This is a genomic window from Pseudomonas sp. KH_024_B2 (assembly GCF_057839965.1).
This window is the reverse complement of record NZ_CM174502.1, coordinates 3,918,665-3,945,380: the sequence shown is the minus strand read 5'-3', so window position 1 is coordinate 3,945,380 and position 26,716 is coordinate 3,918,665. Positions and strand designations below refer to the sequence as shown.

Below are 26,716 nucleotides of genomic sequence, written 5' to 3'. Positions count from 1 at the left end.
TGAGACTCGAAGTGCAGTCCAAGTTCAGCACGTTTGCACGCAATCAGGCGATTCTTGACTGACAGGCATTGGGGGCTTAAGTGGAGCCGCGCGACGACCGTTCATCTGTGCTAGCATGCCCGACTTGAGTGTTTTCAGGCTCCGGATGGCATTTCGTCCCGGTAGCGGTCAGCACCCTGATAATTCTGATTTGAACTCCAGTCACTCTGGTTCGGTTTTCCGGTTGGCCGCAAGGCTCTTGCCGCTGTAAGGCAGGCGTTCGTCATTGAATGGCTGGACCGAATCTTGTACTGGCTCATCCCAACCCACGTGACCTTTGGTAGGGGTCACCACTAGGAGAGGAGGCGCCATGCCAACTATTACTCTTCCCGACGGCAGTCAACGTTCCTTCGATCATCCGGTTTCCGTAGCCGAGGTCGCCGCATCCATTGGTGCCGGTCTGGCCAAGGCCACCGTGGCCGGCAAGATCAACGGCAAGCTGGCCGATGCCAGTGACATGATCGACAGCGATGCCACTCTGCAAATCATCACGCCAAAGGATGAAGAGGGGCTGGAGATCATTCGCCACTCTTGCGCCCACCTGATTGGCCACGCGGTCAAGCAGCTGTACCCAACGGCGAAGATGGTCATCGGTCCGGTCATCGATGAAGGCTTCTATTACGACATCGCCTTCGAGCGTCCTTTCACGCCGGACGACCTGACGGCCATCGAACAGCGCATGCATCTGCTGATCGAGAAAGATTACGACGTCATCAAGAAAGTCACTCCGCGTGCCGAAGTGATCGACGTGTTCACTGCCCGCGGCGAAGACTACAAGCTGCGTCTGGTCGAGGACATGCCGAACGAGCAGGCCATGGGCCTGTACTATCACGAAGAATACGTCGACATGTGCCGTGGTCCGCACGTGCCGAACACGCGCTTCCTGAAGTCCTTCAAACTGACCAAGCTGTCCGGCGCCTACTGGCGTGGCGATGCCAAGAACGAGCAATTGCAGCGCGTCTACGGCACTGCATGGGCCGACAAGAAGCAATTGGCGGCTTACATCCAGCGGATCGAAGAAGCTGAAAAGCGCGATCACCGCAAGATCGGCAAGCGTCTGGGCCTGTTCCACACCCAGGAAGAGTCGCCGGGCATGGTGTTCTGGCACCCGAACGGCTGGACTCTGTACCAGGTGCTCGAGCAGTACATGCGCAAGGTTCAGCGCGACAACGGTTACCTGGAGATCAAGACTCCGCAGGTCGTTGACCGCAGCCTGTGGGAGAAATCCGGGCACTGGGCCAACTACGCCGACAACATGTTCACCACTCAGTCGGAAAACCGCGACTACGCCATCAAGCCAATGAACTGCCCATGCCACGTGCAGGTGTTCAACCAGGGCCTGAAAAGCTACCGCGAGTTGCCGATGCGTCTGGCCGAATTCGGTGCCTGCCACCGTAACGAGCCATCGGGTGCGCTGCACGGCATCATGCGCGTGCGTGCGTTCACTCAGGATGACGCCCACATCTTCTGCACCGAAGAGCAGATGCAGGCCGAATCCGCTGCGTTCATCAAGCTGACCATGGACGTCTATGCCGACTTCGGCTTTAAAGACGTCGAGATGAAGCTGTCCACTCGTCCGGAAAAACGTGTCGGTTCCGACGAGCTGTGGGATCGCGCCGAAGCTGCACTGGCCGCAGCCCTTGATAGTGCGGGCCTGCCGTACGATCTGCAGCCGGGCGAGGGTGCTTTCTACGGTCCGAAGATCGAGTTCTCGCTGAAAGATTGCCTTGGTCGTGTCTGGCAGTGTGGTACCCTGCAGCTCGATTTTAACCTGCCGACCCGTCTGGGAGCCGAATACGTCTCCGAAGACAACAGTCGCAAGCATCCGGTTATGTTGCACCGGGCGATCCTCGGTTCCTTCGAACGTTTCGTCGGGATCCTGATCGAGCATTACGAGGGCGCGTTCCCTGCGTGGCTGGCTCCGACTCAGGCAGTGGTCATGAATATCACTGATAAACAGGCAGATTTTGCCGCTGAGGTTGAAAAAACCCTCAATCAAAGCGGATTTCGTGCCAAGTCCGACTTGAGAAATGAAAAGATCGGCTTTAAAATCCGCGAGCATACTTTGCTCAAGGTTCCTTATCTCTTGGTTATCGGAGATCGGGAAGTCGAGATGCAGACTGTCGCTGTGCGTACTCGTGAAGGTGCTGACCTGGGCTCGATGCCCGTCGCCCAGTTCGCTGAGTTCCTCGCGCAAGCGGTTTCCCGGCGTGGTCGCCCAGATTCGGAGTAATTATTATTAAGCGTGAAATGAGACAAGATAAACGAGCTGCACCGAAAGCCCCGATCAACGAGAATATCTCGGCACGCGAGGTTCGGTTAATTGGGGCTGAAGGTGAACAGCTTGGGATTGTGTCAATTGAAGACGCGCTTCTTAAGGCTGAAGAGGCCAAACTGGATCTGGTGGAGATTTCCGCCGATGCAGTACCCCCTGTTTGCAAACTGATGGACTACGGCAAATCGATCTTCGAGAAGAAGAAGCAGGTTGCCGCGGCCAAGAAAAACCAGAAGCAGATTCAGGTTAAAGAAATCAAGTTTCGTCCAGGGACGGAGGAAGGGGATTACCAGGTAAAACTGCGCAACCTGGTACGTTTCCTGAGTGACGGGGACAGGGCCAAGGTATCGTTGAGATTCCGCGGTCGTGAGATGGCCCACCAGGAGCTGGGGATGGAACTCCTCAAGCGGGTTGAAGCTGACCTGCTCGAGTACGGTTCGGTCGAACAGCATCCTAAGATGGAAGGACGCCAACTGATCATGGTCATCGCCCCGAAAAAGAAGAAATAACCACCAGGGCACGGCAGGCCTTACGGTTATGTTTATCAACTGAATGCGGAGTATCCGAACATGCCAAAGATGAAGACTAAAAGTGGTGCTGCTAAGCGGTTTCTGAAAACTGCTAACGGCATCAAGCACAAACACGCTTTCAAGAGCCACATCCTGACCAAAATGTCGACTAAGCGTAAGCGTCAACTGCGCGGTAGCAGCTTGCTGCACCCGTCCGACGTTGCAAAAGTCAAGCGTATGCTGCGCCTTTGCTAATTTTTGGTTAAGAATAGAGGAAGTAATTCATGGCTCGTGTAAAGCGTGGCGTCATTGCCCGTAAACGTCACAAAAAAATTCTGAAACTTGCTAAAGGCTACTACGGCGCTCGCTCGCGCGTATTCCGTGTTGCCAAGCAAGCGGTAATCAAGGCAGGCCAATACGCCTACCGTGACCGTCGTCAGAAAAAACGTCAGTTCCGCGCTCTGTGGATCGCTCGTATCAACGCTGGTGCTCGTATCAACGGTCTGTCCTACAGCCGTTTCATCGCCGGCCTGAAAAAAGCGTCCATCGAGATCGACCGTAAGGTTCTGGCTGATCTGGCAGTGAACGAAAAAGCGGCGTTTGCTGCGATTGTCGAGAAAGCTAAAGCCACCTTGGCTTAAGTACCCCCGACAGTCACCCGGGCTCACCTCCGTGGGCCCAGGTGTTAAACGTCATAAATAGGGGAAGAGCCTTCAAGCTCTTCCCCTATTTTGTATCTGGAGTCTGTACATGGAAAACCTGGATGCGCTGGTCTCTCAAGCACTAGAGGCTGTGCAAAGCGCTGAAGATATCAATGCCCTGGAGCAAATCCGGGTTCACTACCTTGGCAAGAAGGGCGAATTGACTCAGGTGATGAAGACCCTGGGGAATTTGCCGGCAGAGGAGCGTCCGCAAGTCGGTGCGCTGATCAACGTTGCCAAGGAGCGTGTGACAGAGGTTCTCAATGCGCGCAAGGCGTTGTTTGAAGAGGCTGATCTAGCCGCCAAACTGTCCGCCGAGTCCATTGACGTGACCCTGCCTGGCCGTGGCCAGACCTCGGGTGGTCTGCATCCGGTTACCCGGACTCTGGAACGCATCGAACAATTCTTCACCCACATTGGCTACGGCATCGCCGAAGGTCCTGAGGTCGAAGACGATCACCATAATTTCGAGGCGCTCAACATCCCAGGCCATCACCCGGCCCGTGCGATGCATGACACCTTCTATTTCAATGCGAACATGTTGTTGCGCACCCATACCTCGCCGGTACAGGTCCGCACCATGGAATCGCAACAGCCGCCGATCCGCATCGTCTGCCCAGGCCGTGTGTATCGCTGCGACTCGGATATCACCCATTCCCCGATGTTCCACCAGGTCGAAGGCCTGCTGGTCGACCGCGATATCAATTTCGCCGACCTGAAAGGGACCATCGAGGAATTCCTGCGCGTGTTCTTCGAAAAAGAACTGGCAGTGCGTTTCCGTCCATCGTTCTTCCCCTTCACCGAGCCGTCCGCCGAAGTCGACATGGAGTGCGTGATGTGCAGTGGTAAAGGCTGCCGCGTCTGCAAACAGACTGGCTGGCTGGAAGTCATGGGCTGCGGCATGGTTCACCCGAACGTGCTGCGCATGTCCGGGATCGACCCGGAAGAGTTCTCGGGCTTTGCCTTCGGCATGGGCGTTGAGCGTCTGGCCATGCTGCGTTACGGCGTGAACGACTTGCGCCTGTTCTTCGACAACGACTTGCGGTTCCTTGCGCAATTTCGCTAGGTCGCACGCCCGTAACGAATCTATTAGGAGAACAGGATGAAATTCAGTGAACAATGGCTGCGCGGCTGGGTAAGCCCGCAGGTAAGTCGCGACGAGCTGGTTGCTCGTCTGTCGATGGCCGGTCTTGAGGTCGATAGCGTTACGCTGGCCGCCGGTGAGTTCAGTGGCGTGGTCGTGGGCGAAGTGCTGAGCACCGAGCCGCACCCGGACGCCGACAAGCTGCGCGTTTGCCAGGTCAGCAATGGTTCGGAGACCTTCCAGGTGGTATGCGGCGCGCCAAACGTGCGCCCGGGCCTGAAGATCCCGTTCGCCATGATCGGTGCCGAACTGCCAGGCGACTTCAAAATCAAGAAAGCCAAGCTGCGCGGCGTCGAGTCCAACGGCATGCTGTGCTCGCAAGCCGAGCTGCAAGTCGGTGAAGGCAACGACGGCCTGATGGAACTGCCGGCTGATGCGCCGGTGGGTCTGGACATTCGCGAGTACCTGAGCCTGGACGACGCCAGCATTGAAGTCGACCTGACCCCGAACCGTGGCGACTGCCTGTCTCTGGCCGGTCTGTCCCGTGAAGTCGGTGCGCTCTATGCTGCCGAAGTCACCCGCCTGGTGGTTGACTCCGTTCCAGCCGTGCACGATGAAGTGCGTTCGGTTGAAGTCCTGGCGCCGGCCGCTTGCCCGCGTTACCTGGGGCGCGTGATCCGTAACGTCGACCTGTCCAGGCCGACGCCGCTGTGGATGGTCGAGCGTCTGCGTCGTTCCGACGTGCGCAGCATCGACGCCGCGGTCGACATCACCAACTACGTGATGCTGGAACTGGGTCAACCGCTGCACGCTTTCGATCTCGCCGAAATCAATGGCGGCATCCGCGTGCGCATGGCCATCGAGGGCGAGAAGCTGGTGCTGCTCGACGGTCAGGAAGTCAGCCTGCGTAGCGATACGCTGGTGATTGCCGACCACTCCCGCGCCCTGGCGATTGCCGGTGTGATGGGCGGCGAGCACAGCGGTGTGTCCGCGACCACTCGCGATATATTCCTCGAAAGCGCTTTCTTCGACCAGATCGCCGTCGCTGGCAAGGCCCGTTCCTATGGCCTGCACACTGATGCCTCGCACCGCTACGAGCGTGGCGTCGACTGGCAGCTGGCCCGTGAAGCCATGGAGCGCGCCACTGGCCTGCTGCTGGAAATCACCGGCGGCGAAGCCGGCCCGATCATCGAAACCGTCAGTGAGCAGCACCTGCCATCGATCGCGCCGATCACTCTGCGTGCCCAGCGCATCACCCAGATGCTGGGTATGGAAATGGATCCGGCCGAAGTCGAGCGTCTGCTCAGCGCTTTGGGCCTGCCAATTGCTGCCGATGGGGCAGGGCAGTGGCGCGTTGAAGTGCCAAGCCATCGCTTCGATATCAGCCTGGAAGTCGATCTGATCGAAGAGCTGGCTCGTCTGTACGGCTACAACCGTCTGCCGGTTCGCTACCCGCAAGCCCGTCTCGCGCCGCAAGCCAAGGCTGAAGCCCGTAGCGATCTGCCTGAACTGCGCCGTCTACTTGTGGCCCGTGGTTATCAGGAAGCGATCACCTACAGCTTCATCGATCCGAAACAGTTCGAGTTGTTCAACCCGGGTGTCGAACCGCTGCTGCTGGCCAACCCGATTTCCAACGACATGGCTGCCATGCGCTCGTCCTTGTGGCCGGGTCTGGTCAAGGCGCTTCAGCACAACCTGAACCGTCAGCAGGATCGTGTGCGCCTGTTCGAAAGCGGCCTGCGCTTCGTCGGTCAGCTGGAAGGCCTGAAGCAAGAGCCGATGCTGGCCGGTGTGGTGTGCGGTAGCCGTCTGCCGGAAGGCTGGGCGCAAGGTCGCGATACTGTGGATTTCTTCGACGTCAAAGCCGACGTGGAAGCAGTGCTGGGCTTCGCCGGTGCACTGGACGCGTTCACCTTCGTGCCGGGCAAACACCCTGCGTTGCACCCGGGTCAAACCGCGCGCATCGAGCGCGATGGTCGTGAAGTCGGTTTCGTCGGCGCGCTCCACCCTGAATTGTCGAAAACCCTCGGTCTCGACCGTCCGGTCTTCGTTTTCGAGCTGGTTCTGGCCGAAGTGGCGTTGGGTAAAATGCCTGAATTCCAGGAGTTATCGCGCTTTCCTGAAGTGCGTCGTGACCTGGCATTGCTGGCCGACAAAGACGTTGCAGCCAGTGCCGTACTGGACGTAATCCGTGAAAATGCAGGCGAATGGCTGACAGACCTCAGGCTATTTGACGTGTATCAGGGTAAAGGCATTGATCCGCATAGAAAAAGCCTTGCAGTCGGCTTGACCTGGCAGCATCCATCGCGCACTCTTAATGACGATGAGGTGAATACCACGACGCAAAACATCCTCACCTCGCTCGAACAAAGGTTGAACGCCACGTTAAGGAAGTGACGTATGGGGGCTCTGACGAAAGCTGAAATGGCGGAACGTCTGTATGAAGAGCTGGGCCTGAATAAACGGGAGGCCAAGGAATTGGTCGAACTGTTCTTTGAAGAAATCAGGCACGCTCTTGAAGACAACGAACAGGTGAAGTTGTCCGGTTTCGGCAACTTCGACCTTCGGGACAAACGCCAGCGGCCTGGCCGCAATCCGAAAACGGGAGAAGAAATCCCGATCACGGCTCGCCGTGTGGTCACCTTTCGTCCAGGGCAGAAGTTGAAGGCCCGAGTTGAGGCTTATGCTGGAACCAAGTCATAACGACGAGCTACCCGTCATCCCAGGCAAACGCTACTTCACCATCGGTGAAGTCAGCGAGCTCTGTGCGGTCAAACCGCACGTGCTGCGCTACTGGGAGCAGGAGTTTCCTCAACTCAACCCGGTCAAACGCCGCGGAAACCGCCGGTATTATCAGCGCCAGGACGTGCTGATGATCCGCCAGATCCGCGCGTTGCTGTATGACCAGGGGTTCACCATCGGCGGAGCGCGTCTGCGCCTTTCCGGTGACGAAGCCAAAGACGACACCACCCAATACAAGCAAATGATCCGCCAGATGATCGCCGAACTGGAAGATGTTCTGGTGGTACTCAAGAAATAAATTTCTGCTTTTAAATACTTCCAGTTTTCAAAAGCTTGCGATATATTCTTGAGCGTTCCTCGAGATGAGGAACAGAGTCAACGCCTAGTCGGGGCGTAGCGCAGTCCGGTAGCGCACTAGCATGGGGTGCTAGGGGTCGAGTGTTCGAATCACTCCGTCCCGACCATATTTTTCAATGACTTAGCCCGGTTCGGAAACGACCGGGCTTTGTTGTTTCTGGCGTTTGTTCATTTTGGTCACCGTTGGGTCACCGTTAGCAAAAAGCTCGTAGAGTGCGCCATACAGGGCTTGGTCACATTAAGATTTGTCAAAGCTCCAGTCCTGACTGTATTGGCTGCGGACTGTTCCTTGTCGCGATCTTTCTCTTGGCGGGCACTGACTGATATCGGTACGACGAGCTGTACTCAGATCATTTTTCTGATCACCACCTGAAGGATAAGGCAAATCAGGGTGAGGTCGATCACCAACTGGGTGAGATAGGTGTTTTCGTCCTACGGGTGGCAGAGTCCGTACCATCCGCAACAGTAAGGGGCTTTTGGCGTCAGTCAGAGGGTCTGGGGGCGGTGTAGGCGGGACCCCTTTGCGTTGGCATTAACTGAGTGAAGATCGTCGCATGGTGAGCGTTGTAGAGGGGGCGATTTTTCTGGTGTTCGGAGGAAGGCCAGAGATGGTGTAGTCAGACAAAGCTCGAAGCGACCGCCAAAGTACGGCTTTCTCGAAGCTCGTTAAATTGAGTAGGTTCGATGTAGCTGCGGGCCCATCCATCGTCAGGGTATGCAATGGCTGAGGCATTGGGCGCTTAAAGGAAAGCGCCCGGCGCAAGCTCCTTTTAACTACTCATCTTCGGCTACAGCGCTGAAAGCGAGGTCTTTTATCATTATCACGTCTGGAGTTACACACTGAGCGGCGTTGATAAAAAGCTTGCCGGTGCTGAAATCTTGGGTGTACTCCACCTTCCATGTGAAGAGCTGCTTTGCTTCGGTGGTTTCACCCCGCGACGTAGAGAAGAACCAAGTTTCGAAGTCGACGTCATCCTCATCATAGTCTTGTTGACTTGTCTGGACGGTATCACCTTGCTTCAAAGTGTCGGAGTCAACCCGAAATTCCTCATTTTGAAGGCTGATCACAGCCTCACCCATACTTTCGATGTAAAACGCCATCCGATTGCACTCCTTGGTTAGAGTGGAATTGTAAGGGTGAATCAATGGGCCAAGCCAGCATTTCGAAAACTGGTGCTCAAGCCAAACAGCCCGCCTCAAAGTCGCAAGCGGGCTAATAGATAGACTTGTTTCAATCCACGCCCATTGCCTTAAATACAGCCTCTACTGGTTCGCCATAAAAGCTGGTCTGAAACTTGGTGAACAGTTCGGCTGGGATGCTAGGGATATCCTTGGCACTGCTCATTGGAAGCGCAACGCGCTTGCCTCCCGCGTCGAAAGCCACTTGCAGGCACTCGGCGATGCTTTCAACTGGCGTGATGCTGCCTCCCAAGCTCATATCGCCGAGCACTACCATTTGACCTTGCGCAGGCCTACCCATCAGGCCTGAAGCAAAAGCTACTAGGCTGGGTAGGGCCATATGAGTAAGAGGGCCGGTGTTTTGCAGTTCAACGACATGTAAATGGAAGTCGTGCTCCAGCACCTTAGCCGAAGCGCTGATGCGCGAGGCGTTGGCCTTGAAGTAGTCAAAGGCAATTTTCACCTGTTCTTTGGCAGAGCTGGAATTCCATAGACCTGAGGTAGCCAGCTTGCCAGTACCCTTGGTCACCTGCAGTTCAATCCTATATAGCCCAGGCATGCCTTTGCCGCTCAAGCCTATAGTGTGGATAAAACCGGGCTTTCCTGGCCCTTCAGGGATCAGACCACCACCGCCTTGCTCTTTCACGGTGACGAAGTGCTCTTCGAGGGTTTCGTTGTCGATGTAGCTAAAGTGAACATCGTAGAACTCCATTCCACCGATCTTCTTTAGTTGTTCTTTCACGCGGCGGCGGACCTGAAGTGCGTATTCGAGGCACTGGCGCACGTCTTCTTTGGTGAACACATCGTGCGGGTAGAGCAGCTTGAGCAGACCGGATACAGTTTTGCGTACTGCGATCACATCACGTTGATTAAGGTTGTTACCCAATTTGAAGTGTTTGTCTATGGCGTCCGCAAAGCTGCGCTTGCGCATTTCGCGGAAAAACTCAGCCAGGTAATCTACGATCAGTCCGTATCTATTGGTGAAAAATTCCGGGCGCATTTTTGGGATTTCCCAGCCAGGAATGTAAGCGTGAAATCGGTCGAAAAAGGCGGCGTCGATCATCTGCTCAGGGAAGGGGGCCAACAGGTGACTGGTTTTCACCAGCGACTCGACGCTCTGATTGATGTTTCCGACGAAGACCATGGAAGCGGAGGCTTCCATCTGCTCACGGCCACGACCGAAGGAGCCGGAGGCCATGAAGTCCTTCATGATTTGCACGCCGTCCCTGTCCTTGAAGTTGATGCCTGCCACCTCATCGAATGCCACTACATCCCAAAGACCGACCAGACCGATACGGCGACTGCTCATGTTGTAGAACAGGTTAGCGACGGTGGTTTGGCCGCCAGAAACAAGCATGCTATTCGGTGAGCATTCCTTGTAGATGTGGCTCTTGCCGGTACCGCGGGGGCCGAGCTCGCAAACGTTGTAGTTGTTCTCCACGAAGGGAACCATGCGGGCCAGCAAATGCCACTGTACTGACTCATCCAGGGTCGAGGGCTCCATGCCGATGGAGCGGATCAAGGCCTCGCGCCATTGCGATGTGTTCAGGGCGGCGCGCCCGGTGAACAACTCCTGCATGTTCATATTCGGCATCTGGATCGGCTTGAGCAGCGTGACGCCAAACGGTGATCCAGATTGGCCTTCCTCGTGGTAATAGCTCAGCGTTGCGATCACCCAGATACCGCCCACAAGGAGCTTCTCGTATTCCTTGACGATGCCGGCAGAGATCTCCGCGTCCTTGATGCCGAGGTTGCTGAACGAGGCTTCGTAGCGATCTTTTTTCTCATTCAGACGCACGGTGACTCGGTCGATCACCTTGTACGTACCACGCTCGCGAACTAGAGACTTGACCTTCTCAGCCTCATCCGGGCGAACGTAGTTTTCGGCTAAAATTGTCTTCACATTCTTCAGTCCGTGCTCGATCACCTCTGAGTCATCGGACGCGCAGTACATACCCAGCAAGTACTCAAGCACATAAACCGGTACGTTAGCGCCTTCCTTGATCAGCTTGGTCAGGTCCTTGCGCACCACGCGACCGGTGAAGTGCTCGTTGAGCAATTGATCGAGATCTTTATCCACTTGGGTTTCCATCTAGTCTCGTACTCTCAAAAAAAGTCGTCAGTGAAGGCCAGGTCAATCGTCACACGGTAGCGCTCAAGCTCGATGTTCAGATCTTTATCGCGGATCACCAGGAAGTAATCTTTCTGCCGGTCGAAGTCACTGCCTGATAGTGACAGGCGTACCTGCTTAAGGCGCTCGCTCATGGAGTCCGTCGCGCAATCAAACGTTACAACCTCCTCGCTGGAGACTGACTGCTCCCCTTCGTAGATCGCAACAGCAACCGTTACTGGAAGCACCTGTTCGTTGACTGACTCGGTCTGAATCAGGTCAAAGCGCTGGATATTGGTGACCATCTTCAGGGCTGATTTCGGTGAGATCACGCCGACTTTACGTTTGGTGCGTTTCTCCGCTTTCTCACCGCGCAACTGGTTGACCATCAGCACAGGCACAACGATTTCCTGAGGCATGGCCCCGCCATGGACGAAGCGTGCACCTCCGACAAAGTGGAAACGATTCGCGCCTTTGGGTATCCAAAACTGAGTGTCTGATGTTGTGCCCGCGGTCTGCTTGGTCGATCCCTGCCAGACATCCTTGGCAGCAGGCAGAGTATGGCCAATGACATAGCGCTTCTTACTCTTGATCGCACTATCCGGCATCTCTGCGAGTGAGGTGCGATCCGCCGCCTCAAGCTTGCTCTGCTGGAAGAGGAACCCATGATCGGCCGTGATCAACACCGTGCTGGTGTTAAAGTGCATGAGGATCTTGCGGGTCAGCTCAGTCAGCTCCTCAATGGCGAACTCGACGTGATGGAAGGTATCCACCTCGGAGCCACCGCCCTTGTCACTGCGGTCATCGATCACATTGTGATAGACGTATACCAGTTGCTGATCCTTCAGCGCTTCACGCCCAGCGTCACGGGACCACTCTTTGACTTGAAGTGCGGTCACGGCCATGCCGCCATGCTGGGCAAGAACCTTGTCGCGAGCGATGGTGTTGCCCGTATTGAGTCCGTCTACAAAAACACCATCACTGCCCTCGCGATATTCCAGCGTCTGATGTGGCAGCAGGGACGCCATGCCCAACGTGGTGTAACTCGGCAATACGCCCAATTGGCTATTCAGGCTGGCTTTGCTGTAACGCTTTTCATTGATGCGCTGGCACAGCTCGACGGCGGCTTCATAGCGGAAGGCATCGCTGATGATTACTACAACACGCTTGCTACGATGCCCCTCCAACATGGGCGCTACCCAACGCTCATAGAAATTATGCTGGTTAGGAATGCCAGGTATTTTCCAGTGCTCCAAGCGCTGTTCGGCCTCAACGCGGTCGCCCCAGGAGCGTCCGAGCTGATCGAGATACCAATACGCATAGCACTGCTCGACGGCCTCATCGAGCTTCTTCAGCAGCTCGACGTGGGCGCGTTGAGAGGCGGCGAAATAATGGCGATAAGCCGTGTCAAAGCGATACAGCTCGCTCTCATAGGCTTTGTATAGTGCCTCTGAACTGGTGAAGTGGAAGCCTGCAGCGTGCTGGTGGCGCAGCGTAAACAGGTCGATTGCAGCCGACAGCGCCGTGTATAGCAGCCGGTACTTGCGGCGTGTCTCATCGTCCTTATGGCGAGTCGCCCAATAGTTATCCAGTCGCTCGGAAATGATCTTCGCAAACAGACCGAGGTCGCGCGGATCTGCCTCCGGAATAGCCTTGGTCAGATCGACAATGATCTGCCGCTCGACGGCTTCGAAGGTTGCAACATTGGCCAAGCTCTCCAACGAGATTTCACCAATCTTCTGGGTGATATGCAGGGCCTCACCGACCCAGCCGGAAATCTCATCGTAGGCTTGGTAAAACCGTGAGCTGTCACGCCAGCGGGAAAGCAGTGCACGTGAAGTAGCGCGTGCGCTGGCTGAGGGAATAGCAATCGCGGATGCCCAGCTGGGTATATCGCCGATGCTTTCGCAGAACCCGGTTGCTAGCAGTCGAATTAGGAAATTCCCAAAGTTGAAGGGTTTATTGCCACTGATTTCTTCGATGGAGGCTGGATAGCCTACCTCGTCACGCAGGGCCTGCAGCAACGCAGGCATCAGGTCGAGCTTGTACAGTTCATCGATGACCGCTGGATTCTGCTCAAGACCCAAATCGTCACGTACGGCACCATCGGCCAAAGTGCAAAGCAGCGTCATGACGTCACTGCCACTTGCACCCAGCACAACGGCAATCATCGCCAGATCCAGCTCATGCTCAGTGTCAGTTGGTTGGATCAAACGCTTCACGCTAGCTAGACGGGCCTTGCTGCCAAGGAAGCGCTCACGTTTGGTTAGATGTTCACGAAGCACCTGCTGGTGTAAGCCCAGGTCATTGAATATCAGTGACACTTTGTCAGCGTAGAAACTGCGCGAGTACAGCTTGATGTCCAGCAGCCAGTCATCATTCGCGTCTGGTTCGGCGCAAGGGAAATAGAGTAGGTACTTACTTTCAGTGTCCTCAAGCTCCAGCTTGAGCTTGGTACCGAAGGTGGAGTGCCCCTGCATGTTCAGCACCTGAACGCCGGGCAGATCGAGTTGGCCGAGTTCATCCGTGAAGCCTTGCTCAGGGTCGTACCAGAAAACGATGCGGTGATTTTCTTTGAAGAATGCCTGATTCAGGCCTTGGGTCAGTTGTTGGGTGTTCATGCACTTATTCGCCTAAGCCTGAAACTGGAAACGAGAGGTCAGCGTGGAAAATGTCATCGTAAGACAACAATGCATCCCTGACGGCCCGGAACTCATCAATATGTACGTTTTTTCGGCGTACATGTCGCACTTGAAAACATCCGGAGATTTGTTGTCACCATAGTTGTAATTCATGGCGGGCCTTGCAATGGTCCGAGTTCACCTGAGTTTGGTGAGCCAACTTCTTTAAACAGCGTAATAGCTTTCCACCCGTATTTGTTCTTGGTTTTGTCAAAAGACATAACGGCTGCGCCGGCAACCTCAGTGTCCCGCTGTACGCCTTCAACCAGACTTGGCGGGACAAAAATGTCGCCATTTACAAACCCAAATCCTTTTTCGCTTACTTTCAAACTTCCCCTGAAGGAACGGATATCCTGAGTTTCAATCACCTGTATGTTCTCAACCGAAACTACATCCTGATTCTCAGAACCCATGTCGCAAAAAATTTTCACAAGAGTTCCGGGCTTAGGGATTTTTCTATTTTCGAATACAGCCTTTCGCGCAGAAAATTTAAGATCTCTGTGGATATAAATCGTGGCGCTTTTACCTGACTCGTGTACTGAAAGGAGTACCCCTGAGATGTAGGTTGGTTTGGCCATGGCGTACCGATTGGCACTTATTGCGAGCTTCGCTACATGAGCATCAAGATCACTGGTATCCAACGATGCGTCAAACCATGCAGATGATGTAAGGTTAACGATGCTGTCTTTAAGCGGCCAGCCATTATTGCTGTAAATTTTTGTCAGTTTTACCAGTGCCTTTGAGGCGTAATCATGCACGCCTGTCTGGGCAAGTAACTCCGCCAGCCGCACCAGTCCGGGGACGCTGAACTTGGGGTCGTGAGCGCAGGTTAAGCCGAAAGAGACTAGGCAAATAGCTTTTTCTGGTTCGTTTTCATAGGTCTTGGCCAAGCCAAACCATGCCCAGGATTCGCCGCGCTTGTTTTTAAGCACAGATAAATAGGCGTCTCTTGCCCTCACGATCTCGCCGGCAGTTACAAAAATTCTGGCTTTATCGTATTCAAGCCATATTTTCCCTTGCGGTGAGTCTTCTGCTTTATCCAAGGCATACTTTAAAAATGCGACGACTCGACTTACAGGAAGGGGACTGTCTAGGCCCTTGTGCAGGTAATTGACGGCCACCATGCGTGCCAGTCGCAGTACAACGCTGGGTGATTCTCCTTTTTCTGTGCTGAATGGTTTGTGATCGTCTGGACTGAACAGTGCACGGCCGCGTTGCAAAATGAAGAGACAGATCGGATCGCAAAACTTTCCGGTCTCACGGAAAAGATTCCACAGACGGAAATCAATATTTTCGCAGGGGAGCTCTAATTGGAGCATGTGAATGCGTGAAGCCCATAGATCAATCATCCGCTGCTCATTTGGATGGGGCGTTTTGTTATCGCGTGTTTTGATAGGCTCCAGCAGCTTTTTCAGTTCTGCATAAATGACCCAAAATAGCGAAGTCTTCAGGAACGCATTACCAGAATCTTGCTCCAATGCCTTGGAACCTACCTGCCAGGCACCTTCAATGTCCTCACGTGATTTGTGATCCCGAATATCATCAAAAACACTCATGACTGCACCGCCAACGCCTTTTCCAACTGTTGCACTATGCTTTCTGAGGACGCTTTTAAGACCCGTATGGAGCTGATCATGCCTTCTTTGTCAGCATCAACTTGGATTTCAATGGTTTCGTCATTAATTGCGAGCGTCAACTGCACCCGATAACTGGCCTCCGCCCCCTCGACGATCACGAACCTATGTGCAGCCAGCACCGCCTGAAGTACCTCGACAGCTTCAGCCAGGGTTTCGCTTCGTGGCTTGAAAGGCTTCATCAGAAGCTTGCTGATGGTTTCCTGTTCAGTATTGCTACCGTCGAGAAAGTCCACGTTGGTAATGGTGAGTTTTTTGTCGTAATGCAGCCTGACTCGAATGCTTGTAGCGGCTGTTTGATAAGAGAGTGTGATGACCACCTGATACCTGTGCTCACGCCAGTCGCTAATGCTCCAGTTTGAGTCAGCAAGCCGTTCGCTCAGCTCAAGAAACAGCGGGCGCAATGCCATTTCGCTGAAACCCGACGGCATAACCATCGAGGCTTCCTGCTCTGTGGGGTGACGAGATGAGTCATAAAACAGTCCGTGCTTGAGCGGGAAGGTACCAATTCCGAAGTTATGGGCGCGGCTCACGACTGCATTGCTCAGGGGGCTGAGAAAGGGCATCTGACGGACAGTGAACATCTCGTCGGCACTGACAGAGGCGGTATACAGCCAGCGGAAATAGCCGGCGTTATTGGGTTTTTCACTCGAAGCGCTGCGTGATGCATTTACCCAGACACTAGACCAGCGACGCCCCTGAGCACGATGGAGAGTCAATGCATGAGCAGGGCGGATAAGCGCTGCAGACAGATACCCTCGCGCCTGCAGAACCTGGTATTCAAGCCTGTCATATTCGGCCCTTGCTTGCTCATAGCGGGGATCTGTTTTGTCCGGTAGTCGCTGCTTGTGCACTTCAAGTTCTGGCTTAGCAAGCTGCCGAGCAAGCACTTGGAGCGCCAGGTACTGGTCACCGGTGATGTCAGGCCGATCAGCTTCAAAGTAATCTACCAAGTAGCGAAACTCCACTTCTCCCAAGCCTGGCAGCCGGCAACTGGCTCGCTGGAAGTGTAGGTGTATTGGCTCTTTGCGCCCACGAAGCTCAACAAAATGAGTTTCAATACGCTCCTCAACAAAGTCGACAAGACCGATCTCGCCGGAGCTGACCCAGCGAATCGTACTTTGATTGAATGCATCAGGCTCGGACGCCAAGATCGGCGTACGGTTGTGAAAGTCAATCCGGTCACCCGCTGCTAATTTGGTCGGACTGAGATGCCCCAGAATCTTTGTTTTCACCGCGCCATTGACCTTGGCGGCTTGTTCATGAGTGCCACAAACCAGGATGGACTCAGCGCGGACATTGGATATGTCCGGCACCCAGCTCCTTGAATTGACGTTTTCAAGAATATCAAGACGCTTGCCTGACAGGCGTGGCAGCTTATTGAAGCGGTCTTTGTCTAAGCTATTCACGAGATGCGCCTGCAGCTTGCTTAGCGCGTCATTTCCGTCATCTAGAATCTGTTCGGTCAACAGGTAGCTGACAACACTGAGCCCTAACTGCTCCAGCATGTTGCCGTTGATCAGGGAGCGCTGCAGTGATCCTCTAGACATCTGATAGGGATCGCCGATAACCACAAAAGGCGCTTTTTGCTTTGCAACAACCGAGAGAAAGTCATGAATCAGTCGACCTGAGCCATAACGCCGGTCCCCCACATCAAACTCTTCGTCACTCAGCAGATGGGCATCCACCAATACAGGGATTTTTCCATGTAAAAGGTGATCCTCTCTTATCTCGTGAATCCCTACTTTGCGACCGTCTTTGATCTCAAAACGATTGGGTTGTTGGCTGTACAGCCAAGTATAGATAGAGACGGGCTGAGCTAAAGGGTGTTGATAGGTCGAGGAAATCCGTGCACTTGGGGTCAATAGAAGCAATTCGATACCGGCTTCTTCCAAGGCGCCTACTAGGTGCTGAAAGATGAAGCGTTTGCCAGTTGAGGCCATGCCGGCGAGACGAAATACGCCTCTGCTAGATCTCAGCCAGGTCGAAAACTCGCCTAGCGCCTGACTCTGCTGCTGAGTCAATCTTCTTTCGTCAGGTCCTGAAGCCGCCCGGCCACTCAATTGCCTAAGCTTGGGGGAGCCTGCCGGTACAAAAGGATCAATACCAAGCTGAGCAGTGAGGCGTTCCACGTTTTCGGGCGAGAGAAAGATCTCCCTGCTGACAATGGCGTCTAAATCGCGAACGATCCGGCCCATATCGCTGATATGGAACCAAGGCTTTATCGAACCGGGTAAGTGGCGATGATCGAATTCAATCGGCCCCTGAAAGGCTACCAGAGCTGCGACGTGCCGCCAGTTACAGGTCGCGTTAAGGTCAGTAAAATTGCGGCCCAAAAAATCAAGCATGGCCCCTTTGTTGATTCGCAACTGGCGCAGCGGATTGACGCTGGCGCCGCCCTTTACTTGGACATTGCTGCCCGTTTCTTCGTCCTCAATCTGCCAAGGGCCCTCTTCAGAGAACTGTAATTTTCCTCGGAATTCCTTAAAGTCGAGAATGATCACCGCATTTGGCTTGATCACCATTGCATCCAGTTCACGGCTGCCCACATAGAAATTGCCCAGCAGGTACCAGTCCTGTCCAGAAGCCGAGCAATGTGCGTCGAGTAAATCAAACAGCTCGTTGAAGGCCCGATTCTCGTGCGTGTGCTCGAAGGGTGTGCCGCGGAATGCTTTCAGTGCCATCGGTAATGCTCCATGCGGGTGGTCAGTCGCCCTTGTCGCCTGTTACAGCTTTAACCTCAGCCAGCAAGTCGCCAAATTTGCCATAGTTCACCTTCACTCCCTCATCCAGATCCAGGCTAATTCGCTGGTCGGCGTGGTGGCGAAGTTTTTCGTCGAAGGTGGCGAGTTCGGCTTGTTGGTTGTGTAGGGTGGCGAGTTCTTTTTCCAAGCGTTTTTTCTCGGGCGTGACGGTTTCGTTTTCGATGTCCGTGGCTAGCTTGCTAGCGTAGGTGTTGAGCTTGGCGGTGAGGGGGATGACGTACTCTGTACGCATGCGCGCCAGGGTGCCTTCGTTGTAGCGGTGCAGGTAGACCAGGCACTCGAAGGCCTTGTGCTTGCCGGAGCTGAATTGCCAGTAGATGGGGCGCCGCTTGTAGGTTTTGAGGTGGTCTTTGTAGAACTGGGTGCTGAGATAGCGGCGGATGGTGTCCTGCGCTGATTCGCCGCCTGATTTACCTTTTAGAGGCTTGATTGCGTACAGGCACAGACTTTCGGCAACGAAGTCGAGGTTCTCTTGCAGGTGCTCGTCGCCCCAGACGGTGCGGACGAACTCGCGGAAGCGGTTGGTGGCGTCGTCGGCGAACCATTCCTGATCGGTCAGCGGCAAGATGCCATCACTGTCGGCGGGGAAGGTTTTATAGGCACCTTCGGCGACCAGCTCGGCAAAACCCTGATTGCCGGCATGGGCGTAGACCAGACCTTCGCGGTCAAGTGAGTAACGGCCCATTATGCAACTAATGACGTAGCTGACTAACTCGGCCAGAGTGTCAGACTGAAAACGGCTTTCTAGAATATCCTCAGGCAAATCTGAACCATAGCGGTACTTTGAGTTAATAGTTAATGTGATTTGTTCCAGAGGAACATCATCCTCCAGCTCTCCATATAAACCATATGAATCGATAAAATGTCGATTATTTTCCTGCTCAATTCGTTGCATCTGAGAAATTATCTCATTATGCTTTAGCCTGAATTCTTTATATATATCAGCCAAAGCAGAGCTTGAATCGTTAAATTTGTCAGAACTCTTGGCGCCTGACAGTTCTGCTACCGTGTGGGGGTGGACTGCTAGCAATGGGTTTGCCTTAAATTCCCATGAGTTCTCATAAGAATCCCAGTCTTGTTTGGACAACGATATACAAGATTTTACTGCCTCAGCGATCACTCCATCGTTGATTACAGATTCAGTGACTGGGATCTTATAAAACTCTTCAATCTGAAAGCTTAGTGTTGGATTTAATGCCGGCGCTATGGCCTCGACGAATTTGGAGTTCATCAAGCCAATTGCATGGATATGTTGATTGTCGGCATAAAACGCAGAAGGACTTTTTGCGTCATATAACAGAGATGCGGGCAGCAACCTAAATGCAGGCTTGGATGCAGCTATATCCGACCAGGTTAGGCCTTCTCTGAAGAAGTAGCCTCTATTCTCTGTCCGGCCCCGTGTCAAGTCATCGCCGTAACCATTCCACTTTAATACATGCTCATTGTTACCGTACCACTTTCTATAATTTCCGCCCTTACTGTACGGCACCCACGACCTTATTCCTTCGGCATCTTTGTACGACGCATGCTCCCAAGAAATAGCATCTTTTTTAACTTCAAACCAATATCTAAGGAACTGATTATTATCCCCCGTTATGATTCCTTGAAAAGAGTGGCACATAGATTTTGTTTTTTTGTTTCTGTAAAAACACTGCATGATAAGTGGGCTCAGCCAGTATGCAATCGGGCTGCCTGGTATCTTCTTAAAATCGCCCTGCTTCAATTTGTCGTAATGATTCTTTCTGGTGATAATTGTTGCTCGTTTATCCTCTTCATTTCCATCAGTTAGTCGAAAAAAAGCTGGATAATAATTATCTACATGCTTCTTACTTAAAATCCAAGCGGTCGTCTGAACTACCTCCCCCGAAATTTGCCCAAACGCCCGCGCCCCAAGGTGGGCCATGGTGATAAAGGTTTTGGTATTTAATAGCCATTCGCGCAAATTTTCGTAGCTGGAAAGAAACATCCAGCTCTGCATGTTTACCTGTGCGTTATGCCCAAAAACATTGACGAGGCCGAAGGCCCGCTCCATAAAGATGGCAAACAGATCAGACTTACTGTTGGGGAACTGTTTCCCCGCAAAGGCTTTCAAATCGGAGTTCATCCCCTTACTACCCATGTACGGCGGATTAGCCACTACCGCGTCGTACCGCTGGGCCAATACCCAAGCCTGCTGCACAAAGGGAATCAGTTGCTCCGCCGCCGGCTTCTGCATGATATCGCCGTGTTTGGCCAACTGTCGCAATTGCTCCAGCAACTCGCCCAGCGGCTCGGCATTCTCGGCCGGTATTTCAATCAGCGAGCCGAAGGTCTTGGCCTGGGTAAAGTGCTCCAGGGTGGTTTTCAGCAGCTGGTAGCGGTTGTCGGCCTGCGCAGTACTGAGATCGCTCTGCTCGCTGTCGAATAGGCTCTGCGACTGGCCGTGCTGCCAGTCGCTGGTCAGGTTTAGTGCCTTCCATAGGCCAGCGAAGTCGAGGTGGCGGCTTTCCTGCAGCGACAGTACGTTGAGCTTGACCTCACGACTGAAGACGCGCCGGTCGTCCTCGCGGGCCAGCATCATCAGGGCGAATCCGGCGAGCTGGCCGGCGCGGTCGTCGATATCCAGGCCGAAGAGGTTGTTCTCGAAGATCAGCTGCGGGATATCGCGGCTGCGGTGGCCGCGCTCTTCGTAGATGGCCTTGAGCACTTTGTAGGCCTCGACCAGGATATGGCCGGAACCGCAGGCGGGGTCGAGTACCTTGATGCTGAGCGGGTCGATGCTGTCCGGGGTAATGGCGGCCAGTTGGGCCTTTACCTCGGGCGTCTGCTCGGCTGGCTCGATGTAGTACGGCATCTTGGCCTTGAGCGGCGAGTTCGGGTAGGTCTGCAGCCACTGGCGGCCCACGGAGTTCTGCACCAAATACTGGACGATCCAGTTGGGGGTGAACAGCTGGGTGGCGGCGGGGATGTCCTCGCTCTTCACCACCTTGCCGATGACCTGATCCTTCTTCTCGGAGATGTAGAACTGGTAGAGCCAGCCGATGATCTCCACGTCCTGCCAGTCCTCGTCGGGGATGGCGCTGACAAGCTCGCGGATCAGTGAGTCGGTCTTGGTGAGATTGTCCGGCAGCAGCAGCTCAGTGGCGTCGTCGACCGCCTCAAAGAGGAAGGGCATGGCCTTGTGCAGGGCATGACACTGGGCTAGCAGCAGCTCGCGGTACAGCTCTTCGTCCTTGGTGCCGTCCAGCTTTAGCTCGGCGATACGCTGCTTGTCGAGGCCTTCCAGCTCGATATCCAGGCAGTCGTCGAGAATCTGAAAACTACCCGGTTGATCCGGGTGGCTGAGCACACGGCGGCCATGTTCTAGGTAGCCCTTGAGCTCCATGTAACGGATGGCGCAGAGGCGGTTGAACCAGCTGTAGGCCGCCTGCTCCATGGCCTGGGCAAAGCCCATTTGCTCGACCTTTTTCACCAAGGCCGCGCGGGGGCGGATGATGCTGGCCGGGAAAGGCCGATTGCCGATTAGGGCCAGATCTCCTTTCTGTTCCAGCGGCTCGATGCCCATGCTGGGAATACTGGATTCGCGGATGCCAAACAGCGCTGCGCGCTTGGTCATTGCGGCAATGAAGGCGGTGCGTGCCTTGGGGGCGTAACGTTTGATGTTGTTGGTGTTCATATGGACTTTCCCTAATCTTCTTGAGCTGACATTGACGCTTTACTGCGGCCTGGAGGTGGTCTCATCTCCTACTGGTTGCGCTGGGTCAGCGAATACGAACGCGTTTGTTTTGCTTAACCGCACTTTCCAGCTCTACCTTGAGGGCGTCGATAAAGCAGTCGATATCGCTCTGGCTTTCTAGATACAAGCCGTTCCCTAGTTTGTTGAACACACTGGTCGCTGCCACCTCGAGCACCGGTTTGGGCGGTGCTACAGGTTTGGAGGTTGGCACCAAGGCAGGCGCTCGGTCTTCCTTGACGCCGTTAGCTGTGTTGGCTGCCTGTGCGGCCTTGGCCTGCTCTTCCTGAAGCTTCTGCAGGCGTTCAACCTCGGCCTGAATGGCGCGCTCCAGATCGAATACGCCGTCGTTCAGGCGCTCGTCAGCGGTCTGGGTTTGCAGCATGTAGATGTTGGCGATGCCGGTTTCGGTCTCTAGGTCCGCCTTGACCAGTTGCAAGGGACGCAGTAAGCGGTTACTCAGCTCAGCGGTTTCGATACCGCTTTTGGCAATCTCGGACTGTAATTGGGCGATTTTCTCGTCGACACGGGCCAGGGCATGTTGACGCTTTTCAGCCAAGATGGCGGCGTTAATGGTTTCTACTGTTTCAACCAGTGTGGCGACCTGGTGCAGCTGACCGTAGGGCGTGGTGTTCTGCTCAATGGCTTTCAGCTCGGCCAGCGCTTTGCGGGCTTTCTCGTCTTTATCCAGCGCTGGTTTGTTCTTGTCGAAACGACGCAAGGCCAGCTGCAGTTGCTGCCAGGTATGCAACTGGTTGGTGAAGAACTCGTGTAGATCCCGGTAGTCCTCTTCCAGATCCAGCAAGTCATCCTTGTTGTCGACCACGGCCTTGAAAAAGTCGACGCTATCAGTGTTGCTCAGCAGGCGCTGCAGGCTGAGCAAGGCCTGTTCTATGGACTCTTTGCCAGGGAAGCGCCCGGCGCTAACCGTTGCTTTGTATTTTTCCAGGTTGGTGCGCCAGCTGCCGAAGTGCACGCAGTAATACTCAAACAACTCCTTCTCGCCTGCTGGGCCAAGGGCGTTGAACAGCTCCTGGGTCAGATTACGTGCTTGCTTGAGCAGTCCTTCGTCGGTCTGGCGCTTCTTTTGCACCGAGACTTCACGGCGCTTACGGCTGTTGGTGAGGTACTCGAAGGCGTCCGGCAGCGGCATGCTGGGGCCTGCGGCGTGGAACGAAATACGGCTGGAAGCGGCCAGGCGACCGAGGACCAGCAGGATCTCTCCATCCGGCCAGCCATAGGGGCGCTTACTGAAGCGCTCGATGATGTCTGCGACCAGCAAGCGTTCGTTACCGGACGCGCGTAGCGAAATGAACTGTTCAACTTCCTTGATGGCCTGCGGATTACCTTCGTCACCGTCGAGGGTCAGGCCGAGTTGGCCGATGTCGTTGGTGTGCAGAATGGCGTGGAGTTCACGCTCGGGCTCCTGCTGTAGTACTCGCAGGTAGCCTAGTTTGGTGAAGGTGTTTTCAAGGAGGTACTGGCACGCCTCGTCGAACTTGCTGATGATATTGTTGCTGTTGAGCTTCAGGTGCTGCCCTTGCGCATAGACCTCTGCGCGCTCGGCCAGCTCTTCCAGCAGCAAGCGCAGGCGCTTTTTACGCTCTTGGTTTTCGCGACCGCGTTCGGCGAGGATCTTGCTCAGCTCAGGCTGGCTGCCGTCGTCGTTGAGGCGGATGAACTTGTTGGTCTTCAGCCAGGTGCGCAGCTCGGTGAAGAAATCCTTGCTGTCAGGTAATTTGAACAGTGCCATGCCGGCAGGGGCTTCGTTGCTTTTATTGATGCAGCCGGCTTCGCCATATAGGGCGTAGTCGAGATCCAGTGGCGAGATCACTTCGACCCGGAGGTCGTGCTCGTAACGGCCTTCCAGGCTGTGGCCGTCTAGGTAGCGACCGATGCTGTAGTCGGTCTTGTTGACACTGTAGCGGAACTTATTCTTGTCCTTGAGCAGGTCTTTGTAGATCAGGTCCGAGAGTGCCTTGTTCTCTTCTGAACCGGCGATCTCTGTGGCCTTGATCTTGCGGGTGATGTCGCGTTCCTCGTTTGTGAGGAAGACAAATTCGTCACCGTTGCGGGTGATCAGGCTTTCCTTTTCGAGGCGCTGGAGGGTTTCTTCGATGCTTCGACGTAGAGCCAGTTTGTCTTCGTCGACCTGTTCAATGGATAGGGTGACGAGGTTGTCGAGGGTGCCCTTGATCAGGTCGACATAGCGGATCATGAACAGAGTGCGCAAGATCTGTACGTCGAAGGCGTCGAGGACGCTGCTTTCGCCCGCCTGGTCGATGGTGCGCTTGACTGCTGTATCGAGGAAGCCTTCGACAGCGCGGTAGAAGCTGTACATGGGAATCAGCGCGCCGAGCGGTTTATCCGCAATAGACATGGCCGCCATCTGGAAGGCATCGAGCATGGAGCGCTCACCGTAAGCCAGATGCGCCCCGGTGGCACCGACCTTACGGATTTCTTCGAAAACCTTTTGCACCAGCTGGAAGTGGTAGGGCGCAAAGGGGTAGTTGCTGATGAAGCTTTCCGGACCATCGAAGTTCTTCAGAGTCGGGCCGGAGCGGTCGAAGGTGATCTGGTTGCGCAGGATGTCGCCTTTCTGTTCCCAGAGGGCGCGCAGCTCGGCTTCAGCTTCCGGTGTTTTGCGCAGCAGGCGCTTCTGGATGACTTCGTCAGTGTTGGAGCTGGACAGCGAAAGTCGGGTTTTGAAGCGCCCGGCAATTTTCGAGAAATCGTTGGCCTTGGAGGCGGACAGCTCACCCAGTACGGCATCCATATCGGCCTGAGAGGTGACAATGATCCAGGCTCGGCCTTTGCAGATGGTGCCGAGGTTTTCGGTGATGGTCTGCAGGGTGAGCATTAGTTTGGTGTCGCTGCCGATGAACTGGCCGACTTCGTCCACCAGGAACAACACGCGGTGTTTGGCTGGCTGGGTGTCGAGGTATTCGCGCACCCAGTTGCAGAAGTTTTCGACCGAGACGCTGAACGTTTGTTCTGAGTCTTCGAACCATTTGTGCGCGGCCTCAGCAGATAGATCGAGGGCTGCGGCTACCGCTTGCTCAATGTCATCCTGGTAGAACTGATAGCCATCACGCTCCTCGGTCCAGTCCATCCCGGTGGAATCATTAAAGGCTTGCTTGAATCGCTCATAGACGCCGCGCTGGGCCAGATGACGCTCCATGTGGGCGATGTGGGGATGGTCGCCACTGAAACCTTGATGCTCGTTGAACACCCGTAGGAAGACATTGAGGATCGGGTTGCCAGCATCGTTGGAGCTGGCTTTGCTGTCGATGTTAAACAAGATGACATCGGCACTGTTGGCAACGGCCTTGTCGATGTCGGCACGGATGGTGGCATCACGCAGTTTGCTCGCATCAAAGAAGGACACAGCCTTGCGAGCATTGCCCTGGTCGTCGCGCGCTTCGATGTTGGCCAGTAGGTATGACAAGGTCTTGAGGAAGTGCGACTTACCCGAGCCAAAGAAGCCGCTGATCCATACGCCCACGCGGTTGGCGATGGAGGGATCGTTCAAGTCAGTACCGTAGGACTCGAAGAAGCTGCGGAAGTGTTTTTCCAGCTCGTTGGTGACAACGTACTCATCCAGCTCCTGGTGCACGGTTGCGTCGTCGGACTGATCCGCCTTAACCACGCCGTTGATCGGGCGATCGAGTTCCTTGAAGAAAATATCTTTAATGCTCACGGCAATCGTCCTTATTGATCAGGGAACCAGCTTGAAGGCGCGGTAGTAGTTGTTGCTGGGAATGCGGTCGAACAAGGCGAGTGACTGCCCTGAGTAATGGCCGGGGTAAAAAAGAACCAGAGGCTTGTGGCCAAGCAGCGCGTGTAGCTTGTTGAGAAGGTTGTGGGCGCGAAGAACCGGCCAAACTGAGCCCACACCACTGATTAGCACCACGTCGTGTTGATCGGCGTCGCTGTGTTCCATTAGGAAGGGCGCGAATTTGTCCATATGCAACGGTCCGGACAGCGCCTTGAGCAACGCGAGGTCACCTTTGGTTTGCTGCATCTGAATGGCTTTTTCAGTGAAGCTGCGTTGATCCAGATATTCGCGCATAGCCTGCAGCAAATTGATATGAGCCACTTTGAGCTGGCTATGCTTCTTGGCGAGGAACCCCTGCAGAAAACTGAGGTATTCGCGCACCTGCAGCTCGTCCTCGGGGGTGTAGTCGAAGATCCAGAAACCGAGCTCATTGCCCAATCCTTGGCTCCTCAAGAACTCTTCGGTGAGGATCTTGTCTGGGATCTGGTTTAGCCGATCCTGCAGTTGCTGATTCATGCGAACACTCCTTATTCCACGCCTACTGTCCGGTGGCATTGGATACTTCCAAACAGGCTTTTATGCGATAGCGGTAGCTGTCATCCAGCAATACGCGGACCTCTGACCGAATTATCAGGTTTTGTAGTTTCATGTTGCGGGTGCTTTTCAACAGGCCGACCTCGGCCAGCATGCGATAGACAACTTGCGCCATCTTCTTACGACTGGACTCCGTCCAAGTGGTGATGGTCGAATCTCGATGGCTGCGTTCATCCAGAAACTCATTCCAGTGGTAGGGTTCGAGCACGTCGGCGCGGGTGACGAAAGCGTCCTTGAGGACGGTCTCGATGAATTCGACGAGCAGCAGGTTGCGCTCCATGGCCGAGCAGAACACCACTTGGGTAGCGAGTTCATCATCTCCATCTCGAATTGCCCGCCAGAAAGGGGCATCCAGTCGCTCCAGACGCTTGCGGATGGCTTGAGCCACACGCTTGGCCGAAGCTGGTGCGCGTTTCTGCAGTCGGTTCTGTTTCTGTATGACCTCATGCCATTGTTCAGGGCTGGCGTCCTGCAGCAGCAGGTCTGCAACGATGCGTGATTCACGCACCTGCAACGAGCCGCCGATTAAGTCAGAGTCGTAATGGAAGCTATGCAT

Annotated in this window: 18 protein-coding genes and 1 tRNA gene; 9 read left to right on the top strand and 10 right to left on the bottom strand. The window is 54.6% G+C overall.

The genetic code is table 11. The features are described 5' to 3' along the window. Positions 1–201: 201 nt before the first annotated feature. Positions 202–351: a hypothetical protein gene (locus AC3I0A_RS18220; protein ID WP_489373607.1), complete on the bottom strand. Its 150-nt coding sequence runs from the start codon at positions 349–351 to the stop codon at positions 202–204. Here AC3I0A_RS18220 and thrS point away from each other — a divergent pair. The 9 genes from thrS (at position 350) to AC3I0A_RS18175 (ending at position 7,814) form a co-directional block, all read left to right on the top strand. Further along, on the top strand, positions 350–2,272 hold the full coding sequence (gene thrS, locus AC3I0A_RS18215; protein ID WP_489373605.1) for a threonine--tRNA ligase: 1,923 nt from the start codon (positions 350–352) through the stop codon (positions 2,270–2,272). The two genes, AC3I0A_RS18220 and thrS, sit on opposite strands and share 2 nt — an antisense overlap. Beyond that, positions 2,272–2,823 carry a translation initiation factor IF-3 gene (gene infC, locus AC3I0A_RS18210; protein ID WP_170947229.1) on the top strand — a complete coding sequence of 184 codons (552 nt, stop codon included), beginning with the start codon at positions 2,272–2,274 and terminating at the stop codon, positions 2,821–2,823. Before thrS ends, infC begins: the two co-directional genes overlap by 1 nt. Positions 2,824–2,883: 60 nt before the next feature. Next, positions 2,884–3,078 carry a 50S ribosomal protein L35 gene (gene rpmI, locus AC3I0A_RS18205; protein WP_003442181.1) on the top strand — a complete coding sequence of 65 codons (195 nt, stop codon included), beginning with the start codon at positions 2,884–2,886 and terminating at the stop codon, positions 3,076–3,078. A 29-nt stretch (positions 3,079–3,107) separates the two neighbouring features. Beyond that, a complete protein-coding gene (rplT, locus tag AC3I0A_RS18200; RefSeq protein ID WP_007905879.1) occupies positions 3,108–3,464 on the top strand; it encodes a 50S ribosomal protein L20 in 357 nt (118 codons plus the stop codon). 109 nt (positions 3,465–3,573) lie between these two features. Then, positions 3,574–4,590, top strand: coding sequence for a phenylalanine--tRNA ligase subunit alpha (pheS, locus tag AC3I0A_RS18195; RefSeq protein WP_489373604.1), 1,017 nt, complete (start codon positions 3,574–3,576; stop codon positions 4,588–4,590). 36 nt (positions 4,591–4,626) lie between these two features. Then, positions 4,627–7,005, top strand: coding sequence for a phenylalanine--tRNA ligase subunit beta (gene pheT / locus AC3I0A_RS18190; protein WP_489373602.1), 2,379 nt, complete (start codon positions 4,627–4,629; stop codon positions 7,003–7,005). Positions 7,006–7,008: 3 nt separating this feature from the next. Then, positions 7,009–7,311 (top strand): integration host factor subunit alpha, encoded by a 303-nt coding sequence (ihfA, locus tag AC3I0A_RS18185; protein ID WP_002553164.1) that lies wholly within the window; start codon positions 7,009–7,011, stop codon positions 7,309–7,311. After that, complete coding sequence (locus AC3I0A_RS18180; RefSeq protein WP_003179985.1) at positions 7,292–7,648, top strand: MerR family transcriptional regulator; 357 nt, start codon at positions 7,292–7,294, stop codon at positions 7,646–7,648. The genes ihfA and AC3I0A_RS18180 overlap by 20 nt, the downstream gene beginning before the upstream one ends. An 89-nt stretch (positions 7,649–7,737) precedes the next feature. Then, positions 7,738–7,814: transfer RNA gene (locus AC3I0A_RS18175), tRNA-Pro, on the top strand. Between the two features lie 667 nt (positions 7,815–8,481). Here AC3I0A_RS18175 and AC3I0A_RS18170 read toward each other — a convergent pair. The 9 genes from AC3I0A_RS18170 to AC3I0A_RS18130 form a co-directional block, all read right to left on the bottom strand. Further along, positions 8,482–8,808, bottom strand: a complete 327-nt coding sequence (locus AC3I0A_RS18170) for a hypothetical protein (RefSeq protein WP_489373600.1) — start codon at positions 8,806–8,808, stop codon at positions 8,482–8,484. Between the two features lie 130 nt (positions 8,809–8,938). Further along, entirely contained in the window at positions 8,939–10,978 is a 2,040-nt protein-coding gene (gene brxL, locus AC3I0A_RS18165) for a protease Lon-related BREX system protein BrxL (protein ID WP_126588216.1), read from the bottom strand. Between the two features lie 14 nt (positions 10,979–10,992). Beyond that, entirely contained in the window at positions 10,993–13,617 is a 2,625-nt protein-coding gene (pglZ, locus tag AC3I0A_RS18160) for a BREX-1 system phosphatase PglZ type A (RefSeq protein WP_489373598.1), read from the bottom strand. Between the two features lie 170 nt (positions 13,618–13,787). Continuing rightward, the gene (locus tag AC3I0A_RS18155) at positions 13,788–15,233 is read right to left on the bottom strand and encodes a tetratricopeptide repeat protein (RefSeq protein ID WP_489373596.1); all 1,446 of its coding nucleotides are present in this window, start codon (positions 15,231–15,233) and stop codon (positions 13,788–13,790) included. Next, positions 15,230–17,995 (bottom strand): NERD domain-containing protein/DEAD/DEAH box helicase, encoded by a 2,766-nt coding sequence (locus tag AC3I0A_RS18150; protein WP_489373595.1) that lies wholly within the window; start codon positions 17,993–17,995, stop codon positions 15,230–15,232. The genes AC3I0A_RS18155 and AC3I0A_RS18150 overlap by 4 nt, the downstream gene beginning before the upstream one ends. A gap of 22 nt (positions 17,996–18,017) precedes the next feature. Continuing rightward, positions 18,018–21,731 (bottom strand): BREX-1 system adenine-specific DNA-methyltransferase PglX, encoded by a 3,714-nt coding sequence (gene pglX / locus AC3I0A_RS18145; protein WP_489373594.1) that lies wholly within the window; start codon positions 21,729–21,731, stop codon positions 18,018–18,020. Between the two features lie 85 nt (positions 21,732–21,816). Then, a complete protein-coding gene (brxC, locus tag AC3I0A_RS18140; protein WP_489373593.1) occupies positions 21,817–25,488 on the bottom strand; it encodes a BREX system P-loop protein BrxC in 3,672 nt (1,223 codons plus the stop codon). Between the two features lie 18 nt (positions 25,489–25,506). Continuing rightward, on the bottom strand, positions 25,507–26,082 hold the full coding sequence (locus AC3I0A_RS18135) for a DUF1788 domain-containing protein (RefSeq protein WP_489373592.1): 576 nt from the start codon (positions 26,080–26,082) through the stop codon (positions 25,507–25,509). Between the two features lie 22 nt (positions 26,083–26,104). Beyond that, complete coding sequence (locus AC3I0A_RS18130) at positions 26,105–26,716, bottom strand: DUF1819 family protein (RefSeq protein ID WP_489373590.1); 612 nt, start codon at positions 26,714–26,716, stop codon at positions 26,105–26,107.

Bases quoted from the DNA above. Each gene is read 5' to 3' on its own strand.
- brxL (WP_126588216.1), bottom strand. From the start codon at position 10,978: ATGGAAACCCAAGTGGATAAAGATCTCGATCAATTGCTCAACGAGCAC.
- AC3I0A_RS18155 (WP_489373596.1), bottom strand. From the start codon at position 15,233: ATGAGTGTTTTTGATGATATTCGGGATCACAAATCACGTGAGGACATT.
- pheT (WP_489373602.1), top strand. From the start codon at position 4,627: ATGAAATTCAGTGAACAATGGCTGCGCGGCTGGGTAAGCCCGCAGGTA.
- AC3I0A_RS18180 (WP_003179985.1), top strand. From the start codon at position 7,292: ATGCTGGAACCAAGTCATAACGACGAGCTACCCGTCATCCCAGGCAAA.
- ihfA (WP_002553164.1), top strand. From the start codon at position 7,009: ATGGGGGCTCTGACGAAAGCTGAAATGGCGGAACGTCTGTATGAAGAG.
- pheS (WP_489373604.1), top strand. From the start codon at position 3,574: ATGGAAAACCTGGATGCGCTGGTCTCTCAAGCACTAGAGGCTGTGCAA.
- rplT (WP_007905879.1), top strand. From the start codon at position 3,108: ATGGCTCGTGTAAAGCGTGGCGTCATTGCCCGTAAACGTCACAAAAAA.
- AC3I0A_RS18220 (WP_489373607.1), bottom strand. From the start codon at position 351: ATGGCGCCTCCTCTCCTAGTGGTGACCCCTACCAAAGGTCACGTGGGT.
- rpmI (WP_003442181.1), top strand. From the start codon at position 2,884: ATGCCAAAGATGAAGACTAAAAGTGGTGCTGCTAAGCGGTTTCTGAAA.
- AC3I0A_RS18135 (WP_489373592.1), bottom strand. From the start codon at position 26,082: ATGAATCAGCAACTGCAGGATCGGCTAAACCAGATCCCAGACAAGATC.
- AC3I0A_RS18170 (WP_489373600.1), bottom strand. From the start codon at position 8,808: ATGGCGTTTTACATCGAAAGTATGGGTGAGGCTGTGATCAGCCTTCAA.
- thrS (WP_489373605.1), top strand. From the start codon at position 350: ATGCCAACTATTACTCTTCCCGACGGCAGTCAACGTTCCTTCGATCAT.
- pglZ (WP_489373598.1), bottom strand. From the start codon at position 13,617: ATGAACACCCAACAACTGACCCAAGGCCTGAATCAGGCATTCTTCAAA.
- AC3I0A_RS18150 (WP_489373595.1), bottom strand. From the start codon at position 17,995: ATGGCACTGAAAGCATTCCGCGGCACACCCTTCGAGCACACGCACGAG.
- AC3I0A_RS18130 (WP_489373590.1), bottom strand. From the start codon at position 26,716: ATGCATAGCTTCCATTACGACTCTGACTTAATCGGCGGCTCGTTGCAG.
- pglX (WP_489373594.1), bottom strand. From the start codon at position 21,731: ATGAACACCAACAACATCAAACGTTACGCCCCCAAGGCACGCACCGCC.